Annotated in this window: 16 protein-coding genes; 8 read left to right on the top strand and 8 right to left on the bottom strand. The window is 64.5% G+C overall.

Annotated elements, in window-relative coordinates; all coding sequences use genetic code 11:
- The first annotated feature begins 37 nt into the window (after nucleotides 1-37).
- Nucleotides 38-967 (top strand): LysR family transcriptional regulator, encoded by a 930-nt coding sequence (locus ACT01B_RS03130; protein ID WP_445145938.1) that lies wholly within the window; start codon nucleotides 38-40, stop codon nucleotides 965-967.
- A 101-nt stretch (nucleotides 968-1,068) separates the two neighbouring features.
- A complete protein-coding gene (gene cls / locus ACT01B_RS03125) occupies nucleotides 1,069-2,472 on the top strand; it encodes a cardiolipin synthase (protein WP_445145937.1) in 1,404 nt (467 codons plus the stop codon).
- A gap of 3 nt (nucleotides 2,473-2,475) precedes the next feature.
- Here the strand turns inward: cls and ACT01B_RS03120 are convergent, their stop codons facing one another.
- Together ACT01B_RS03120 and ACT01B_RS03115 are read right to left on the bottom strand one after the other, a co-directional pair.
- On the bottom strand, nucleotides 2,476-3,675 hold the full coding sequence (locus ACT01B_RS03120) for an MFS transporter (protein WP_445145936.1): 1,200 nt from the start codon (nucleotides 3,673-3,675) through the stop codon (nucleotides 2,476-2,478).
- 81 nt (nucleotides 3,676-3,756) lie between these two features.
- The gene (locus ACT01B_RS03115; RefSeq protein ID WP_445145935.1) at nucleotides 3,757-4,125 is read right to left on the bottom strand and encodes a hypothetical protein; all 369 of its coding nucleotides are present in this window, start codon (nucleotides 4,123-4,125) and stop codon (nucleotides 3,757-3,759) included.
- A gap of 205 nt (nucleotides 4,126-4,330) precedes the next feature.
- Between ACT01B_RS03115 and pncA the strand changes: the two genes are divergently transcribed.
- Complete coding sequence (gene pncA / locus ACT01B_RS03110) at nucleotides 4,331-4,984, top strand: bifunctional nicotinamidase/pyrazinamidase (RefSeq protein ID WP_445145934.1); 654 nt, start codon at nucleotides 4,331-4,333, stop codon at nucleotides 4,982-4,984.
- Between the two features lie 15 nt (nucleotides 4,985-4,999).
- Here pncA and ACT01B_RS03105 read toward each other — a convergent pair whose 3' ends face one another.
- From ACT01B_RS03105 to ACT01B_RS03095, 3 genes are all read right to left on the bottom strand, one after another.
- Nucleotides 5,000-5,188 carry a CPXCG motif-containing cysteine-rich protein gene (locus ACT01B_RS03105; protein ID WP_445145933.1) on the bottom strand — a complete coding sequence of 63 codons (189 nt, stop codon included), beginning with the start codon at nucleotides 5,186-5,188 and terminating at the stop codon, nucleotides 5,000-5,002.
- A gap of 46 nt (nucleotides 5,189-5,234) precedes the next feature.
- Nucleotides 5,235-5,636 carry a hypothetical protein gene (locus ACT01B_RS03100; protein ID WP_445145932.1) on the bottom strand — a complete coding sequence of 134 codons (402 nt, stop codon included), beginning with the start codon at nucleotides 5,634-5,636 and terminating at the stop codon, nucleotides 5,235-5,237.
- A gap of 75 nt (nucleotides 5,637-5,711) precedes the next feature.
- Nucleotides 5,712-6,170, bottom strand: a complete 459-nt coding sequence (locus ACT01B_RS03095; RefSeq protein WP_445145931.1) for a PIN domain-containing protein — start codon at nucleotides 6,168-6,170, stop codon at nucleotides 5,712-5,714.
- A 66-nt stretch (nucleotides 6,171-6,236) separates the two neighbouring features.
- On the opposite strand from ACT01B_RS03095, the gene ACT01B_RS03090 reads away from it, so the two are divergent.
- From ACT01B_RS03090 to ACT01B_RS03080, 3 genes are all read left to right on the top strand, one after another.
- The gene (locus ACT01B_RS03090; protein WP_445145930.1) at nucleotides 6,237-6,518 is read left to right on the top strand and encodes a hypothetical protein; all 282 of its coding nucleotides are present in this window, start codon (nucleotides 6,237-6,239) and stop codon (nucleotides 6,516-6,518) included.
- On the top strand, nucleotides 6,515-7,021 hold the full coding sequence (locus ACT01B_RS03085; RefSeq protein WP_445145929.1) for a M48 metallopeptidase family protein: 507 nt from the start codon (nucleotides 6,515-6,517) through the stop codon (nucleotides 7,019-7,021). Before ACT01B_RS03090 ends, ACT01B_RS03085 begins: the two co-directional genes overlap by 4 nt.
- 80 nt (nucleotides 7,022-7,101) lie before the next feature.
- A complete protein-coding gene (locus ACT01B_RS03080; protein WP_445145928.1) occupies nucleotides 7,102-8,016 on the top strand; it encodes an ion channel in 915 nt (304 codons plus the stop codon).
- A 54-nt stretch (nucleotides 8,017-8,070) separates the two neighbouring features.
- Here ACT01B_RS03080 and ACT01B_RS03075 read toward each other — a convergent pair whose 3' ends face one another.
- Entirely contained in the window at nucleotides 8,071-9,033 is a 963-nt protein-coding gene (locus ACT01B_RS03075; RefSeq protein WP_445145927.1) for a quinone oxidoreductase family protein, read from the bottom strand.
- A gap of 437 nt (nucleotides 9,034-9,470) precedes the next feature.
- Nucleotides 9,471-10,793, bottom strand: coding sequence for an aspartyl/asparaginyl beta-hydroxylase domain-containing protein (locus tag ACT01B_RS03070; protein ID WP_445145926.1), 1,323 nt, complete (start codon nucleotides 10,791-10,793; stop codon nucleotides 9,471-9,473).
- A 158-nt stretch (nucleotides 10,794-10,951) separates the two neighbouring features.
- Here ACT01B_RS03070 and ACT01B_RS03065 point away from each other — a divergent pair, with 158 nt between their 5' ends.
- The gene (locus tag ACT01B_RS03065; RefSeq protein ID WP_445145925.1) at nucleotides 10,952-12,529 is read left to right on the top strand and encodes a tetratricopeptide repeat-containing sulfotransferase family protein; all 1,578 of its coding nucleotides are present in this window, start codon (nucleotides 10,952-10,954) and stop codon (nucleotides 12,527-12,529) included.
- Nucleotides 12,526-14,172 carry a tetratricopeptide repeat-containing sulfotransferase family protein gene (locus tag ACT01B_RS03060; protein WP_445145924.1) on the top strand — a complete coding sequence of 549 codons (1,647 nt, stop codon included), beginning with the start codon at nucleotides 12,526-12,528 and terminating at the stop codon, nucleotides 14,170-14,172. The genes ACT01B_RS03065 and ACT01B_RS03060 overlap by 4 nt, the downstream gene beginning before the upstream one ends.
- Before the next feature lie 14 nt (nucleotides 14,173-14,186).
- Here the strand turns inward: ACT01B_RS03060 and ACT01B_RS03055 are convergent, their stop codons facing one another.
- Entirely contained in the window at nucleotides 14,187-16,016 is a 1,830-nt protein-coding gene (locus ACT01B_RS03055) for a sulfotransferase (protein ID WP_445145923.1), read from the bottom strand.
- Between the last annotated feature and the right edge of the window lie 61 nt (nucleotides 16,017-16,077).

The following is a 16,077-nucleotide window of genomic DNA, read 5'->3' as shown; positions in this document are numbered from 1 at the left end:
AGCAAACTAGAGACGCATCTTTTCCAAAAAGTTGAAGATGGTCGATTTCGAAGACATGCGGCTGTTTGTCCGCGCCGTCACCGATGGCAGCCTTTCGGCCGCCGGGCGGGAGCTTGGCCTGTCCCCGGCCGCCGCGAGCAAGCGCCTCACCCGACTGGAGCAGGCGCTGGGCGTGCGGCTGATGCAGCGCAGCTCTCGCCGTCTCACCCTCACCGAAGAAGGCAGCATCTACTACGAACGCTGCCTGGCCATCATTGCCGACGTGGACGACGCCAACGCTGCCGTCGGCCTGGGGCAACTGGAGGTGCGCGGGCAGCTGCATGTGTCCGCCGCGGTGGACATGGGACGCCAGTACATTGGCCCGATCGCGGCAGACTTCGCCGCGCAGCACCCGCAACTGAAGCTTCGCCTGACCAACTCCGACGCGATCCTCGACCTGTTCGAGCACGGCGTGGACGTGGCGGTGCGCGGCGGCAACCTCACCGACTCGCGACTGGTCTCGCGCCGGCTCGCGCGCAACTTCCGCGTGGTATGCGCGGCGCCTTCCTATCTGGCGCGACGTGGCCGCCCTGCCAGTGCCGACGAACTGCCGCAGCATGACTGCCTGATGCTGCACCGCCCCGGACACGGCATCCTGCCGTGGATCCTGCAGACGCCCGAAGGCCCCCGCACCCTGCGCATCGACGCCAGCATCACCTGCGACAACGGCGACCTGATGCGCGCACTCGCAGTGGCCGGCCACGGCCTCGCCTTCAAGTCCGCCTGGGATATTGCCGCCGATGTTCGCGCCGGAAGGCTGGTGCCGCTGCTCGCCGACGTGATCCTGCCTGAAGCGGACATCTACGCTGTCTATCCAAGTCGTTGCTACCTCCCTGCACGCATCCGCCTTTTCGTCGATCATCTGCAGCATGAGCTGGAACAGCGCGAACGCGATGTGCTCGATACCGTACGCCTTGCCATGACCTGAGAACACGCCTGCAAGTTTCCCGTACCACGCCACCTGGTCCACGAGGACACCATGTCGACCCACGGCAACACGCCCGCCTTCGGCACGACTGAGCACCACGCATGTTGAGCAGCATCATCGGTACCTTGCTTGTCCTGCTGCATGCGGCTGGCGTGCTGACGGCCATGCATGCGGTGATGCACACGCGTACGCCACAGGGCGCTTTCGCCTGGGCACTCGGCCTGGTACTGCTGCCCTATGTCACCCTCGTGCCCTACCTCTACCTGGGCCGCAGCCGCTTCCATGGCTACGTCGACCTGCATCGGTTGCGCCGCGAGCAGATGCAGGCCATGGCCGATATCCAGCTGGAATCCGCCCAGTCCCCGCACGGCGCCTGCGCCCGCTACGCCGAAATCGCGCACATGTTGCGCACACGCTTCCATGCCGGGCAAAAACTCCGCCTGCTGATCAATGGCGATGCCGCGTTCGATGCCATGCTTGCCGCTATCGGCGAGGCGAAGCGTTGCGTGCTGGTGCAGTTCTTCATCATCCACGACGACCACCTGGGGCGGCGTCTGCAGCAGATCTTGCTGGAGCGCGCACGCGCAAAGGTCGAGATTTGCGTGCTCTACGACGGCATCGGCAGTCACGCCCTGCCACGGCAATACGTGGACACGCTGCGCGATGCCGGCATCGCCATCCATCCGTTCGCCACGCAGCGGCGCAGCAATCGCTTCCAGCTCAACTTCCGCAACCACCGGAAGATCGTGGTGATCGACGGCACTCGCGGCTTTGTCGGCGGTCTCAACGTGGGCGACGAATATCTCGGACTCAAGCCACCACTTGCGCCCTGGCGCGATACCCACCTGCAGATCGAAGGACCGGCCGTCGCCGATCTGCAACGCAGCTTCGCGGAGGACTGGCATTGGGTGACCGGCGCCTTGCCGCCGCTGCTGCCGCCCACGCTCAACGAAGGCCATGCGCACACCCTGGTAGTCACCACCGGCCCCGCCGACCGGCAGGAAACCTGCTCGCTGTTCTTCGTCGCCGCCATTCATGCGGCGCGCAAGCGCTTATGGATCACCACGCCCTATTTCGTTCCCGACCAGGCGGTGATGTCGGCCTTGCGTCTTGCCGTGTTTCGCGGCGTGGACGTGCGCGTGCTGATTCCATCGCGCCCCGATCACCGCACGGTATTTCTCGCCACCGGGCTTTATGCGCACGACGCGGTGGGCGCCGGCATCCGCATCTTCCGCTACCAGCCCGGTTTCCTGCATCAGAAGGTGATGCTGATCGACGACGACACCGCGTCGGTCGGCAGCATGAATCTCGACAACCGCTCGTTTCGCCTCAATTTCGAGATCGGTGCGCTCAACGTGGACCGCGATTTCGCCATGCAGGTCGAGGCCATGCTGCATGAGGATTTCGCGCACGCGCACGAGGTGACCGAGGCGGAGTATCTGAGGGCGCCGTATCTCCAGCGCCTGGCCATGCATGTCGCGCGGCTGTTCGATCCGGTGTTGTAAGCATCAGCCACGCATCGTGTTGCCATACGTCATATACAGCCCACCGGTAAGCACGGCAGCTGCCAGCGACATCAGCGCAGCGACGACGAACATCGGCGCGTAACGACCGCCCGAAGCGATCCAGCCGCCGAGCGGACCCGTGATGCCCAGGGCCACATCGATGAAGACCGAATACGCCGCCAGCGCGGAGCCCCGATTGCTCACGCTCACCCTATCCACCGCGACGACGCCAAGCGACGGAAAGATCAGCGAGAAGCCAATGCCGCTCAGCGCCGCCCCCAACATCGCCATCCCCACGTGGTTTGCGCTGGCCAGCACCAGCAGGCCCAGGCACTCGACCAGGAGCGACACCAAGGCCACGCGATAGCCGCCGAAATGCGCAATGGTCCAGCCGAACACCAGCCGCACACCCACAAAGCACAGTCCGAACAGACTCAGCGTCGGCGCCGCGCCCACCCAGCCCTGGCTGGCGTAGAAGAGCGTGATGAAGGTAGCGATGACACCGAAGCCAATCGAACCCAGCGCCAGGCCCATGCCGTACGGCGCCACACGCCCGAACACATGACGCAAGGGCAGACGTTCGCCGGCTTCGACACGCACCGCCGGGCGTCGCCATGCCAACAACAGCGACAACAGCATCAGCGCAACGCTGGCGATGCCAATGACAACGAAGCCAAAGGCCGAGGTCAGCAGCACGCCGAGCGGCGCGCCCACGGCGAGTGCGCCGTAGGTGGCAATGCCGTTCCAGGAAATCACCTTGGCCGTATGCGCGCTGCCCACCCGGCCAATGCCCCACATGATGCAGCCCGTGGCCACGCAGCTCTCGCCCATGCCCAATGCCAGCCTGGCCAGCAGCAACAGGCCCAGCGATGCGCCTGGCAGGTCGTGCAGCAGCGCTGCGCCGATCATCAACAGACCGCTGCCGCCGCAGGCCGCCATGCCGATCACCGCCGCCCGCTTGGGGCCTGCGGTATCGGACGTGCGCCCGGCGAAACCTCGACTGAGCAGGGTGGCAACGTACTGGGTGCTGATGACCAGCCCCGCCAGCACCGCGCCGAAGCCCAGGTCGTCATGCACGAACGGCGGCAGCACCGCCAACTGCATGCCGATTACCAGGTAAGCCAGAAAGGTAAAGCCAACGATCTGGACGATGCGGAGAGTCAACGGCAGGCCGCTGGCAGCGACTTCAGCTTGGGTATGCATGACGACAACGTGCGGGAAAAGGAAGGCCAGATATTCGAGCCTGGCGGCAGACTTCGCAGCTTGAGCGCCGCGACTGGAGCATCAGGACAGTCGGCGGCGGGCGAACAGCAACCAGCCAAGATAGACACCGATGCCAACGCCGATGAATTCGCTCAGCACGCGCAGACCCATGCTATCGGGATCGTGCACTTCGGCCAGTCGCGCCCGCAGCAACTCCAGCGATTGCAGTCGGCCATAGTTGAAATAGAACAGGTTCCACAGGTCGCCACCGCCAGCCAGCAGCATGCTGAGCACGGCCGCCCAGCTGATCTCCAGGCCCAGGCTCCAGCCCTGGGTCCGGCCGAACCAGTGAATCAGTCCAAACATCAGAAAGGCCACGACCGCGGCGATGGCACCGGCTTCCAGGCCACCTATTAGGCCGTACCCCATCCACGACTGGTCGTAAGGCATACCCCTGTCCACCTTTGTTGTTGTTTGCAGGCATTATGCCCTTAGCCAGGCGGCTTACGGGCTACCCGAGAGCTACGTGTAAGAAATTCCTTACTCTGAACAACACACATTGCGTACACGTCACCCGTCGAACGGGTCACATCGTTGCGCGCAGGTAGCCGACTAGACTCGCTGAACGTAACCCCTTACGAGCTTCGAACGACCCATGAGCCACCCCATCAGCAGCCGCGCCGCCCTGATCCTGATCGACGTGCAGCCAGACTTCATGCCCGGCGGCGCCCTGGCCTGCCACGAGGGCGACGCCATCGTCCCTGGTATCGATCAGTTACTGAAACGGCGCCTGTTCCGCCATGTCGTCGCCACGCAGGACTGGCACCCCGCCGGTCACGTCTCCTTTGCCAGCACCCATGCCGGCCGCGAACCGTTCGAGCGCATTCCCCTGTATGGCCACGCCCAAATGCTATGGCCGACCCACTGTGTGCAGGGCACGCCAGGTGCGGCACTGCACCCCGGCATCGACTGGACCATGGTGGACACGGTCATCCGCAAGGGCGACGACCCGCGCGTGGATTCCTATAGCGGTTTTCGTGAGAACCACGGACCCGATGGCCAGCGCCCTTCCACCGGACTGGCCGACTGGCTGCGCGGACATGACGTGGACGAAGTGTATGTATGCGGGCTGGCGCGCGATGTATGCGTGTTGTGGACGGCACAGGATGCGGTCGAGCTGGATTTTCGCACGCACGTGCTGTGGGACCTGACCCGCCCGGTGTCGCCCGACGCCGATGCCGACCTCGCCACCCGCGTGCGCTACGACCAGTTGGGTGTCGACGTGATCGACTCGAGCGCCCTGGGCTGAATCGGCACGAGGCGATCAGCCGTCGTTCTCCGAGGTGACGCCAACCTGCAGTTCACCGTCCGCGCCGACCTCGACCGCAATCTCGATCGGGCGGCAGCAGACCTGGCAGTCCTCGATGTAACGCTGGCGCTCTTCCGAACCGTCGACCAGGATCTCGATCGGCTCGCCGCAGTAGGGACAATGGATAAGAACAGGGTCAAGCATGGCGCTCACTCCCTCACGGTCGCCAAGGCAAGCGACAGTCAGGCACTCAGCGCTTGGCCATCGACAGGGACGAGCCCCGCGCATTCACTTGCACGGTGACATCCTCGCCAGCGCCCAGCGTCGCATCCACCCGGGTATCCCTCAAGCGTCGGCAGGCGCCGGAGTTTTGCAGCGAAATCGCATGCGTGCCACTGGGCAGGCGGAACGCCGCCTGCTCGCCGATTTCCAGCTGCGCCGCCTGTTTGTCGTCGATGAAGATCTGGCTGGAACAACCGCCACCAAACAGACCGTTGTCGCGGACCACCAGCAAGGTGGCATCACCGTCGCTGGGTGCCTGGTAGAGGAATAGTCGATTGCTGACGGCGTTGCGGATCGCGGTGTCATGGGTCGTTGCCGTACCGCAACCGGCCAGCACGATCGCAGCCAAGCCACATAGCATCGCTTTCATTGCCTGATTCCTTCGCGTGAACACATCGTCGACGAGGATCGCGGTTGTGCGATCAAACCGGCGTGAATCGCACACTCACGTGACCGGTGGCACCCAGGCCGATGGCGTCAGTATCTCGAACCATCCCTCGCGCGCGATGCGCCGGGCCAGCTGCAGCACGGCCTTGTCCTTGCTCAGCAGCCAGCGTGCATCGGCCGCCAGCGCGAGCTCCAGGAATTTCTGGTCATCCGGATCGGCACAGCGCGGAAGTACCAGCTCGCTGCGCGGCGACAAGCTCGACTCGGGCAAGCATTGTATCCACTGGTCGAACGTCGCACTGGCCTCGCGCTGGACCTCGTCCGGTAGCGCCAGCGCCGGGTAGCCAAGCACGGCCAGCCATTCGGCGTGGCAGGCGTCGTCCACCACGGCCTTTACCGTGCCCGCCTGCAACGCCGACCACAGGCGGGCGCAGCCGGTGTCGCGGAACACGAACAGGTCAAGCGCAACATTGGTGTCGAGGACGAGGCGGGGCGTACGCTCAGGCATGGCGCGCATGGTGGCACAGCCGGCTAGCTGCGGCGCGCGAGGTACACTAACGCCCCTGCCCTCCGGACAACTACCATGACCGAACGCCTTTTCGACGACTTTGTGGTCCGTTCTACGGCGGTCGCCGAAGGTTCCCGCTTTACTGCCTGCATCGTCGTCACACCGCTCGGACGCCATGGCTACCCGGTGTATTACGCCGTATGCGAGAACCGCAGCTTCCGCCAGGAAGAGCAAGCCGAGCTGGCCGCAGCGAGGGCGCTGGCGGCGGTCCTGTCGCTGGAAGGCGACGGTACACCGGTGTTTCCAGAAGGCTATACCGGTTTTGACGATGCGCCGACCGAGCAGCCGGATGCATGACAACGCTCAAGTATCTCGGCGGCTATCCACCAGCGTTGCTGGACAAGGTACGGCAGCTGATTGAGCGCGACGAGCTTGGCGACTATCTGCAGCGCCGCCATCCGGGCCGCCATGATATCCAGAGCGACAAGGCCCTCTACGCCTATACGAATGTGCTGCGCCAGGAACACATGCGCAACTCTCCCGCTATCGATCGGGTCTGGTATGACAGCAAGCTGGACGTGATCCAGCGCGCGCTGGGCCTGCATACGGCCATCTCGCACATCCATGGCGGACGCCTGAAGGCGCGCAAGGAGATCCGTATCGCCTCGCTGTTTCGAGAGGCGGCGCCGGAGTTCCTGCAGATGATCGTGGTGCACGAGCTGGCACACCTGAAGGAGCCCGAGCACAACAAGTCGTTCTACCAGTTGTGCGAGTACATGCAGCCGGACTACCACCAGCAGGAACTCGACCTGCGCCTGCACCTCACCTGGCGCGACCTGCTCGCCAAGCGCACCTCGTAGCCCACCCTCGCCACGCTAGAATGGCGACCTCCCGCGCCCATCCAGGCGCGTTGCTTAACCTGAGTGGATGGTGTCGCACCATGAGACGCAAGCTGCTGCAGCTGTTTCCTCGTCGCCCGCGCACGGTCCAAATCGGTGGTCGTCAGTTCGTCAGCGAGGGGCTGACGCAACATTTCTGGGACGACATCTACCATTTCGCCCTGCTCATCCGCTGGCCGGTCTTCTTCGGCCTGGCCGCCACGATCTTCGTCCTGCTGAACGTGCTGTTCGCCGCTTTCTACGAGCTTGGTGATAACGCCATCGCCAACCAGTTTCCGCGCAACTTCGGTGGCGCGTTCTTCTTCAGTGTGGAGACGCTGGCCACGGTCGGTTACGGCGACATGCACCCGCAGACGTTCTACGGACATCTGGTGGCCACGGTGGAGATCTTCACCGGGATGCTCAGCATCGCCCTGGTCACCGGCATGGTCTTTGCGCGGTTCTCGCGTCCGCGCGCGAAGATGATCTTCGCCGACTATCCCGTTGTGCGTCGCATCCACGGCAAGCCCACCTTGATGGTCCGCGCCGCCAACGCACGTCAGAATGTGATTGCCGAAGCCTCTGCCCAACTGCATCTACTGCTGCGTGAAATCTCGCCCGAAGGCTTTCGCCTGCGCCGCATTCACGACCTCACACTGGTGCGGAACAGCCACCCGGTATTTTCGCTGAGCTGGAGCCTGATGCACGTGATCGATGAAGGCAGCGTACTGCACGGCATGACGCCGGAAACTCTAGCGGAGGCGGAGGCGACGCTATTGCTGACCATCGAAGGCATCGACGAGACCACGTCGCAATCGATGCTAGCTCGGCGCCAGTGGAACCATCGTGACTGGCGCTGGAACCATCGCTATGTCGACCTTGTTCATGACGACGAACTCGGCGTCAGCCACATCGACTACGGCGTGTTTCATCACGTGTTGCCGGTCGGTGAGGACGAGGACACCGATCGCTTTTGAGGTTCGCGTCAGGGCCAGCCCGAGATTGACCAAAGACCTCGAAAGGGTTGGCTCTCAGAGCGTGAGCAGCACCTTGCCGATGGCTGCGCGACTCTCCAGAAACGCATGCGCCCGGGCACCGTCGCGCAGTGCAAAGCGAGCCGCAATATGCGGTTTGAGCGCGCCGCGACGAATCTGTTCAAACAAAGCGGCAGCCCGTTCACGACGACTATCCGCACCGGTCAACACGTTCCACAAGTCGCCGCCGGTGAGCGTGAGCGAGCGGTCCATCAGCAAGCGCGGATCGACCGGGTCGGGATCACCCGCCGCCATGCCGTAGAAGACGACCGTGCCGCCGATGCGTGCCGCGGCCAGGCTATCGGCCAGCGTGCGCCCGACGGAGTCGTAGACCACATCCGCACCATGACCGCCGGTCAGCTCCCTGGCCGCCGTCACCCAGGCGTCGTAACCCACCGCCACGTCGGCACCGGCGGCGATCACGGCGTCACGCTTGGTCTCACTGGAGGCGATGCCCAGCACCACCGCACCGAGCGCCTTCAGCATCTGCACCAGCAACAGGCCCACGCCACCGGCCGCGGCATGCACGACGGCGACGTCGTCCGGCCGCACCATGAAGCTGTCGGTCACCAGGTACTGCGCGGTAAGACCCTGCAGCAGCACGGCGGCGGCGATATCGAAATCGATATCGTCGGGCAGCGGGATCAGGCGGTCCCGATCGACCACGACCAGTTCAGCGTTGGCATGGGGCATGTCGGCAAAGCCCACGCGCGTCCCCGCGGGAAACCCCTGGTCGCCCGGCACCGGCGTTTCGACCACGCCAGCCCCCTCGTAACCGAGCGTCCACGGTGCCGAACCGCTGAGGTGGTAATTGCCGTTGCGGCGATACACATCAGCGAAGTTCAGCCCCACGCTGTGCATGCGCACTCGCACCTGCCCCGGGCCAGGCGCCGGATCGGGCTGTTCCGACCAATGCAGCACATCGGCGGCACCAAAGCGATCGAAGGTCAGAGCGTGCATCGGAAGCTTCCTCAAAGCGATATCGAATCCACGCAAGGATGCCAGCTTTGATTCCTATGCTGGCGGCTTTTCACGCATTTTCAGCAGCGGGCGAATGCATTCAAATGGATCACGACGGATATCGCTGGGGTAACTTTTCCCTCATCCGACCATGTCCTGACATCACGACGGATTTCAAACAGGCTCTTGGCGCCCGTTCTTTCAAGGTCTTTGGCTTACGCCTTGGTTTGGCGTGGTCGCGAGCCGCTGTTGTAGGAGCGCACCCTGTGCGCCATCACGGCGTTACCGCTCCGTTGGCTTTTCACTCGGGCCATCCATGGCCCTCGCCCTGCGGGCAGCTGACGCTGTGCAAACCGGCAATCCTGCCGGATCGTCGCGCACAGGGTGCGCTCCTGCAGTAGAGAGGCGCACGGGTTGATAAAAAAAGGGCTGGGGGTTCAGCCCGAGGGCACGGGTACTTCACTGGCCCGGTTGAAGTCGCCGATGACCTCGACCAGGTCGGTCACAGCCACGCGCTCCACATCGGTGAGGTCAGGGTTCCAGCTGTCCAGGATCAACACCACGCGCGTCTCGCTGCTGTTGTTCCAAGCCTCGTGCTCGAAGGTATCGTCGAAGGTGACGCAGCGCCCTTCCTGCCACTCGTGGATCTCACCACCGACGCGAATCGCGCAGTCCGACGGCACGATCAACGGCAGGTGGGTGACGAGACGCGTATTGGTAACGCCACGATGCGGAAGGATGTGGGTGCCCGGACGCAGCACCGAGTACAAGGTCTCTGGCGCATGGTCGCGAATGCGCACCAGCGGCAGCGAGTCGAGCAGGCCTGAGGTGCGGGGGCAGCGGGCGCACTGCTCGTCAAAGCGTTCGCCATGCCGATAGAAGAAGTAGCCATCCCACACGGCCTCCTCGCTACCAGACGCACGCAGATGCTCCTTGAGCTCCTCGGGCGAGCGCTCGCCCAGGAACGGCTGCAACGGTTGATTCTCCGTCAGCACGGCCATCAACTCCTCGCGGATGGACGCGGTGGCGGCCGCCAGCTCGGCTTGCCACGGAAAGCGGGAGGTCGGGTAGTACGGTTGGCTGGGCACGCCGGGGAAATACAGGAACTTCGGCTTCTGTCGCGGATCGGGCAAGGGCGCGGGCTGCTCGCCAAGATAGATGGCCAGGCATTGCTCCACGCGTGTCAGCTCGGCCCGTCCGTAGCGCTGCCTCAACGGTTCCAATACGGCGTCGAACACCGGACGTCGCCCCGCGTCGATGAACTGAATCGCGTGTTTCACCGCCCCCTGCAAGCCGGGTGCGGTGGTGGCGTCATTCATCCAGCGGCCTTGCGTCTGTGCGGCGTTCACGGCGCCGAAATAAGCCAGCAGCGCGTTATGTGCCTCGCCCAGCTGCTCCAACGCGATGCCCAGGCGCAAGCGCGCGACGAAGATCTGCGGGGCCAGCTGCAGGCAGCGTCGCAAGCTGCGCACGGCGCCCTGCAGATCACCCGCGGCCATCTGCGCCGAACCCAGCTGATGCAACGTGTCTGGGGCGTCGGGTCGTGCCTGTTCGGCGGTCAGCAGCATCGCCACGGCACGCACGGCGTCCCCACGCACCAAATGGCGGCTGGCCAGGAACTGCAGCGCCTCCACATCGCCGGGAACCAGGTCGAGCAAGCGGGCGAAATATTGCTCCGCCAACCCGGCATCACCCTGCCGCAAGCCGTTCACCGCCATCTCGCGCAGGGCTGCGGCACCTGCCTGGATCCCGCCATTCATCGTCTGATCTACCGCCATGCCCCGTTACTACCCCATGGAAAGACCGCCGGCCTCGTCGCGGCGGGTATGGGCATAATAGACGCGTTTGGAGAAGCCGTACGCATAGCGATGCCCGCATCTTGATGCGCTGCGCAAACCACATCCTGATAGGGGTTTTGATGAATCCGCGTCTACAAGGTCTGGGACCAGCCGCCACCCAACACGTCATGATCGCCGGGCAGGCGCTCGACGCTGGGCGCGTGGCCGAGGCCGACCAGCATCTGTCCGCTGCCCTGGCGGCCTATCCGGACCACCCCGAAGTGCTGCGGATGAAGGCCGGTGTGCATAGCCTGCGCGGTGAGCATAAGGACGCCATTCGGGTCATGCAGCGCGCGCTGACGCAACGCCCGCAGGACCCGCTTTACTACAACACCATGGGTTCCCTGCTGGGTAGCAGCGGCGAATACGAGGCGGCGATCCAGGCCCTGCGCCGCAGCTGCGAGCTGCAGCCCGGTCTCGCCCTGGCCTGGTACAACCTAGGCATCATGCTGACCAAATGTGTGCGCAACGAGGAAGCGGTGGAAGCACTGCAGCGCGCGATCGCCGTGGCGCCCGATCATGTCGCCGCACGCGCGCTGCTCGCCGATCTGCTGCGCACGCGCGGGCGGGTGACCGAAGCTGCGGCGGAGTACCGTGCGCTGATCGCCAAGCATCCTGCCGCGGGCATGGCCTGGTGGGGTCTGGCCGATCTCAAGACGCAGCGCTTCAGCGAGGATGATGTCGCGCATATGCGTGCCGCCCTGCAACGTCCGGAGGCGAGCGAACACGACCGCACCGCGATCGGCTTCGCCCTGGCCAAGGCGCTCGACGACGCGGGGCAATACGCGGAATCGCTCGCCGCCCTGGCCACGGCCAACTCCATCGCCCGGCGCCAGCAGACATGGAGCGCAACCGCGTTCTCGAACAGCATCGCGGCCATTTCCAGCGCATTCCAGCCAGCCCCGCAGGGTGCCAGCGGATCGCAGGGGCAGGAGGTGATCTTCATTGTCAGCCTGCCGCGCTCCGGTTCGACCCTGATCGAACAGATCCTCGCCTCGCACTCGCAAGTGGAAGGTGCCGGCGAATTGCCTGATTTGCCGCAAGTGCTGGCCGAGGAATCGCGCCGCCGCGGCAAACCGTTTCCGCAGTGGGTCGACGATATGCAAGCGCAGGACTGGCAGCGCCTGGGGCAACGCTACCTGGAACGCACGGCGCACTGGCGTCGCCAGCGGCCGGTGTTCACCGACAAGCTGCCCAACAACTGGATCTATATCGGCGCCATCCGCGCGATGTTGCCCGGCGCACGCATCGTGGTTTGCCGCCGCGATCCGCTGGAAACCTGTTTCTCCTGCTATCGCCAACAGCTCGATTACAGCAACGGCTACAGCCGCACCTTCGACGACCTGGCCAGCTTCTGGCGCGACTTTGATCGCAGCGCGACGCGGAGTGCCGCCCTGGCCCCCGGCTTCGTCCGCGAGAACAGCTACGAAGCACTGGTTGCCGATCCGGAAACGCAGATCCGCGAGTTGCTGGCGTTTTGCCAGCTGCCGTACGAAGAAGCCTGCCTGCATTTTCATGAGAATGTGCGCGACGTGCGTTCGCCCAGCGCCACCCAGGTACGCCAGCCCCTGCGCCGCGACACGGCCCGCTCACATCGCTACGGGAGCCTGCTCGATCCGTTGCGCAAGGCGCTGCACCTGCCACCGTTCGCATCATGAGCGTATTCGCCGGCATCCCCGTGCAGGCCGCAAACGCGAGCCAGGCTTGCCTGGCGATCTACGATCAGCAACTCGCCCAGGGTTTGCCGCTACGCGCTCGTCTAGCCCTGATCGATGCCCTGTCCGATGCCTCCGAACAGGCGTGGCTGGCATGCGGTCGCGCCCTGGTATTGCGCACCGAGCTGGAAACGGCGCTGGAAGTATTCGCAGCTGCGACCACGCGCTACCCGGCTTCTGCTGACCTGACCGTCGGACTTGCCGGCCTGTGCTGGCAGATGCAACGACATGCACAGGCCGAAGCGTTGCTGCGCGACTGGCTGTCCAGGCATCCCGACGATATCGCGGCAAGCTTCCTGTTGGTCCGTCTGTTGCGCGAACAAGGCCGCATGCAGGCCGCCGCAGAGTCGATGCATCAACTGTTCAAGCACGGCCCGCATGACGAAGACACCGTCATTCAGGCCGTGGAGATGCTCGACGACTACGGACGCCCACAAGACGCTACGCGAATCTGCGAGGCCGCCTTCGCGGCCGGCTCCGAGGATGCGCGCCTGCATGCCTATGCCGGGATGCTCGGCATCCAGCTTGGCCAGTTCGAGCGAGTACGCGAACACTACGATTTCGCGCTGGCCCACGACGCACAAGCCGTGGAGTGGAACATCCCGATCGGCCTGTCCGGATTGCAGCGCTACCGCGACGCCAGCCACGCCGACTTCGCCCTGTTCCGCGAGCTGCTTGAGCGCTCCGAGCTGAGCGACAACGCACGCACGACCACCTTGTTCGCCCTGGGCAAGGCCCACGACGACATCGCCGACTATGCGCAGGCCGTGCGCTTTTTCAGCGAAGCGAATGCGCGTGCGCATGCCGCCCGCAACTGGCCGCGCAAGCAATGGAAGCGCGCCGTCGAGGCGCGCCTGGCGGCCCCTGCCTATCCATGGACGCTGCCCGCGCCCGCCGACTGGACACCGGTATTCATCGTGGGCGTGCCGCGCTCCGGCACGACACTGCTGGCCGAACTGCTCGCACGTCACCCGCAAGTATGCAATCGCGGTGAGCTGGGCTGGCTGCAGGTGATGGCGCAGCGACTTTCACTGGCGCCACCGAGCCAGCGCGAACGGTTTGAAGAAGCGGCCGCGCTCTATGCGGCACAGCTGCGACAGGACGACTCGAACGCGACCTGGTTCGTCGACAAGCAACCGCTGAATCTGCTGCACGTCGACCTGATCATGGCGCTGTGGCCGAATGCACGCATCATCCATTGCCAACGCGATGCGCGCGATACCGCGCTGTCCCTATGGTCGCAATCGTTCCATGACCGCGCACACGACTACGCCTACGACTTCAACGACATCGCCACGGTGATCCAGGGTTGCCGTCGCCTGATGGCGCATTGGTGCGAACTCTATCCCGACTCGATCCGTACCGTGCATTACGAAGCACTCGTGGCCGCGCCTGACGCTGGCATGGCGGCGCTGGCCGAATGGCTGGGCTTACCCGCCGCGTCCGTCGAACCCACGCAGGAAAGCCGCGGCATCAGCACGGCCAGCGCGTGGCAGGCCCGCCAGCCGGTGCATACCCGTTCGGCCGGACGCTGGCGCGATTACGCGCCGTATCTGCCGGCGCTGCTGCGGATTCCCGAACGCTGAAACGAGCGTGCCGATCAGCCGCTCACGTCGGTGGCATATCCCCACTGGCGCAACATCGGTTCAAGAATCGGCAGGATCGGTTCGATATCGCCCTGGTACTTGTGCCAGCGACCCATGCCCTTGCGGTTCACCGGCTCGATCACCTGGGAATAGCTGGGCGTGCCGATATAGGTCTTGTTGCGGGCATGCTGGTCGAAGCGCAGCATCGGTGAGGCGTCTTCCAGTTCGAGGAACTGGGCGATGCGTGCTGCCTGCTGCGGGAAGTCCGTCACCAGCTCTTCGTATCGCGACACCATCACCGTCGGCTGCAGGATGCTTACCTGCTCGAGCCAGCGCGTCATCGTCTCCACATAAGCGTGGGCCAGACGTTCGAGCGTGCTGCAAGCGGCCGCCAGGCCACTGGAGCGAAAACTCTGCATATAGCAGCTAAAAATGACATCGCACGGATGCCGCAGTGCAAGGATGAACTTCGCCTCGGGGAACAGCCGATGGATCATCGGCAACCACTGCATGTTCAGCGGATTCTTGTCGACCAGGCGCGTCTCTACGCGACGCGCAATGCGCTCTGCCACCATCGCGTGATAGCTCTTGCGCAGCTCGTCGCAGTCGTATTGCCGCAACACGCTGAGGTCTTCCAGGATGCGCGGATCGTGACTGCGCAAGGTGTTGGCAAGACGATTGAAGAACGGGTTCTCGTCCATCGACTGCAGGCCGGGATGCGCATCCAGCATCTGCTCGAGCAAGGTCGTGCCAGAGCGCGGAAAGCCGACCACAAAAATCGGCGAATCGTGTGCCTCGGGCGCGATCAGTCGCGGCCAGCGAGTGTATTGCTCGACCGTCACGCCGGGGGCGTCGACCGGCATGGCGGGCGCATCGGGCGTGAAATACTCGGGCGAGTCGAAGCGTCGTTCCCTGGCCTCGATGCGATGTGCTTCGCGCAGGCTAGCCATCGCCACCGCCGTATCCCCGAGCTTGTCGCACGCCGCAGCCAGCTGGAAAAAGTGTGCGTAGTCATCCTCGTCCTGCGGTCCACACCCTTCCAGCAGCCGTCGGGCACCGGCGAAGTCGTTCCCGCGCAGGGCCAGCGTCGCCAGCAGATGGTCGGCTTCATTGCGCTGTGCGTCGGTTATGCCAGCCGTCGCCCGGGCCACGGGCAAGGCCATCGCCTCGGCATCGTCCAGCCGGTTGAAGCGCTCATAGATGCTGGCCAGCAGGAGTCTCACATCCGCGTTTCCTGGCTGACGGGTGATCAGGTCCTCCAGGACCTGGGCCGCATCGGGTACATCGTTCCTCAGCGTCAGCACCTGGGCCAGCTGCAGTTGAAGGCCATCATCGTTCATCGGAAACCAGCTACGCCAAGGCTTGAGCAGGTCGCCGGCGCCCTCGGTATCCTGGCAAAGACAGCATGCCCTGGCGGCTTCAATGCGCGCCAATGGGGACTGCCGATCCAGCGCGACGGCATCGAGCAAGACCTCGCGGGCGGCGAGATAGTCGCGCCGCTCGATCAGCAAGCTACCCAGGTGAACTCTTGGCAAGGGATTGCCGGGGTCTAACTGGATCGCTTTCGAATAGGCCGCCTGTGCCTCGTCCCCCGCGCCCGCGTCGGCCAGGACCGTGCCGTAGTTGCCCCAATGCACGCTGCTTTCCGGGTACAGCTCGGTCAGTTGTGCGTAGATCGGCAGCGCTTCAGGCAGGCGCTGCTGTGACTGCAGGCTCATCGCCAGCAGCAACAGGAGATTCTCATCGCGCGGCGCTTCGAGCAGCGCGGTCCGGCATAGCTGCTCGGCCTGCTGCAGCTGGCCCGCGTTCAAGGCGGCGGCGATCTGGGGAATGAGGTTTTGCATCGTGGTCCCAAAAAAAAGGGCCGCGTGAATAACTCACGCGGCCCTTCAAGGTTAACGCTTC

It is taken from the genome of Dyella sp. Tek66A03 (genome assembly GCF_052567735.1).
This window is presented reverse-complemented; position numbering and strand designations above follow the sequence as displayed.

Coding starts and splice junctions, on each gene's coding strand:
- ACT01B_RS03055 (WP_445145923.1), bottom strand. CDS start 16,016: ATGCAAAACCTCATTCCCCAGATCGCCGCCGCCTTGAACGCGGGCCAG.
- ACT01B_RS03065 (WP_445145925.1), top strand. CDS start 10,952: ATGAATCCGCGTCTACAAGGTCTGGGACCAGCCGCCACCCAACACGTC.
- ACT01B_RS03085 (WP_445145929.1), top strand. CDS start 6,515: ATGACAACGCTCAAGTATCTCGGCGGCTATCCACCAGCGTTGCTGGAC.
- ACT01B_RS03105 (WP_445145933.1), bottom strand. CDS start 5,188: ATGCTTGACCCTGTTCTTATCCATTGTCCCTACTGCGGCGAGCCGATC.
- cls (WP_445145937.1), top strand. CDS start 1,069: ATGTTGAGCAGCATCATCGGTACCTTGCTTGTCCTGCTGCATGCGGCT.
- ACT01B_RS03100 (WP_445145932.1), bottom strand. CDS start 5,636: ATGAAAGCGATGCTATGTGGCTTGGCTGCGATCGTGCTGGCCGGTTGC.
- ACT01B_RS03075 (WP_445145927.1), bottom strand. CDS start 9,033: ATGCACGCTCTGACCTTCGATCGCTTTGGTGCCGCCGATGTGCTGCAT.
- ACT01B_RS03120 (WP_445145936.1), bottom strand. CDS start 3,675: ATGCATACCCAAGCTGAAGTCGCTGCCAGCGGCCTGCCGTTGACTCTC.
- ACT01B_RS03080 (WP_445145928.1), top strand. CDS start 7,102: ATGAGACGCAAGCTGCTGCAGCTGTTTCCTCGTCGCCCGCGCACGGTC.
- ACT01B_RS03095 (WP_445145931.1), bottom strand. CDS start 6,170: ATGCGCGCCATGCCTGAGCGTACGCCCCGCCTCGTCCTCGACACCAAT.
- ACT01B_RS03130 (WP_445145938.1), top strand. CDS start 38: ATGGTCGATTTCGAAGACATGCGGCTGTTTGTCCGCGCCGTCACCGAT.
- ACT01B_RS03090 (WP_445145930.1), top strand. CDS start 6,237: ATGACCGAACGCCTTTTCGACGACTTTGTGGTCCGTTCTACGGCGGTC.
- pncA (WP_445145934.1), top strand. CDS start 4,331: ATGAGCCACCCCATCAGCAGCCGCGCCGCCCTGATCCTGATCGACGTG.
- ACT01B_RS03115 (WP_445145935.1), bottom strand. CDS start 4,125: ATGCCTTACGACCAGTCGTGGATGGGGTACGGCCTAATAGGTGGCCTG.
- ACT01B_RS03060 (WP_445145924.1), top strand. CDS start 12,526: ATGAGCGTATTCGCCGGCATCCCCGTGCAGGCCGCAAACGCGAGCCAG.
- ACT01B_RS03070 (WP_445145926.1), bottom strand. CDS start 10,793: ATGAATGGCGGGATCCAGGCAGGTGCCGCAGCCCTGCGCGAGATGGCG.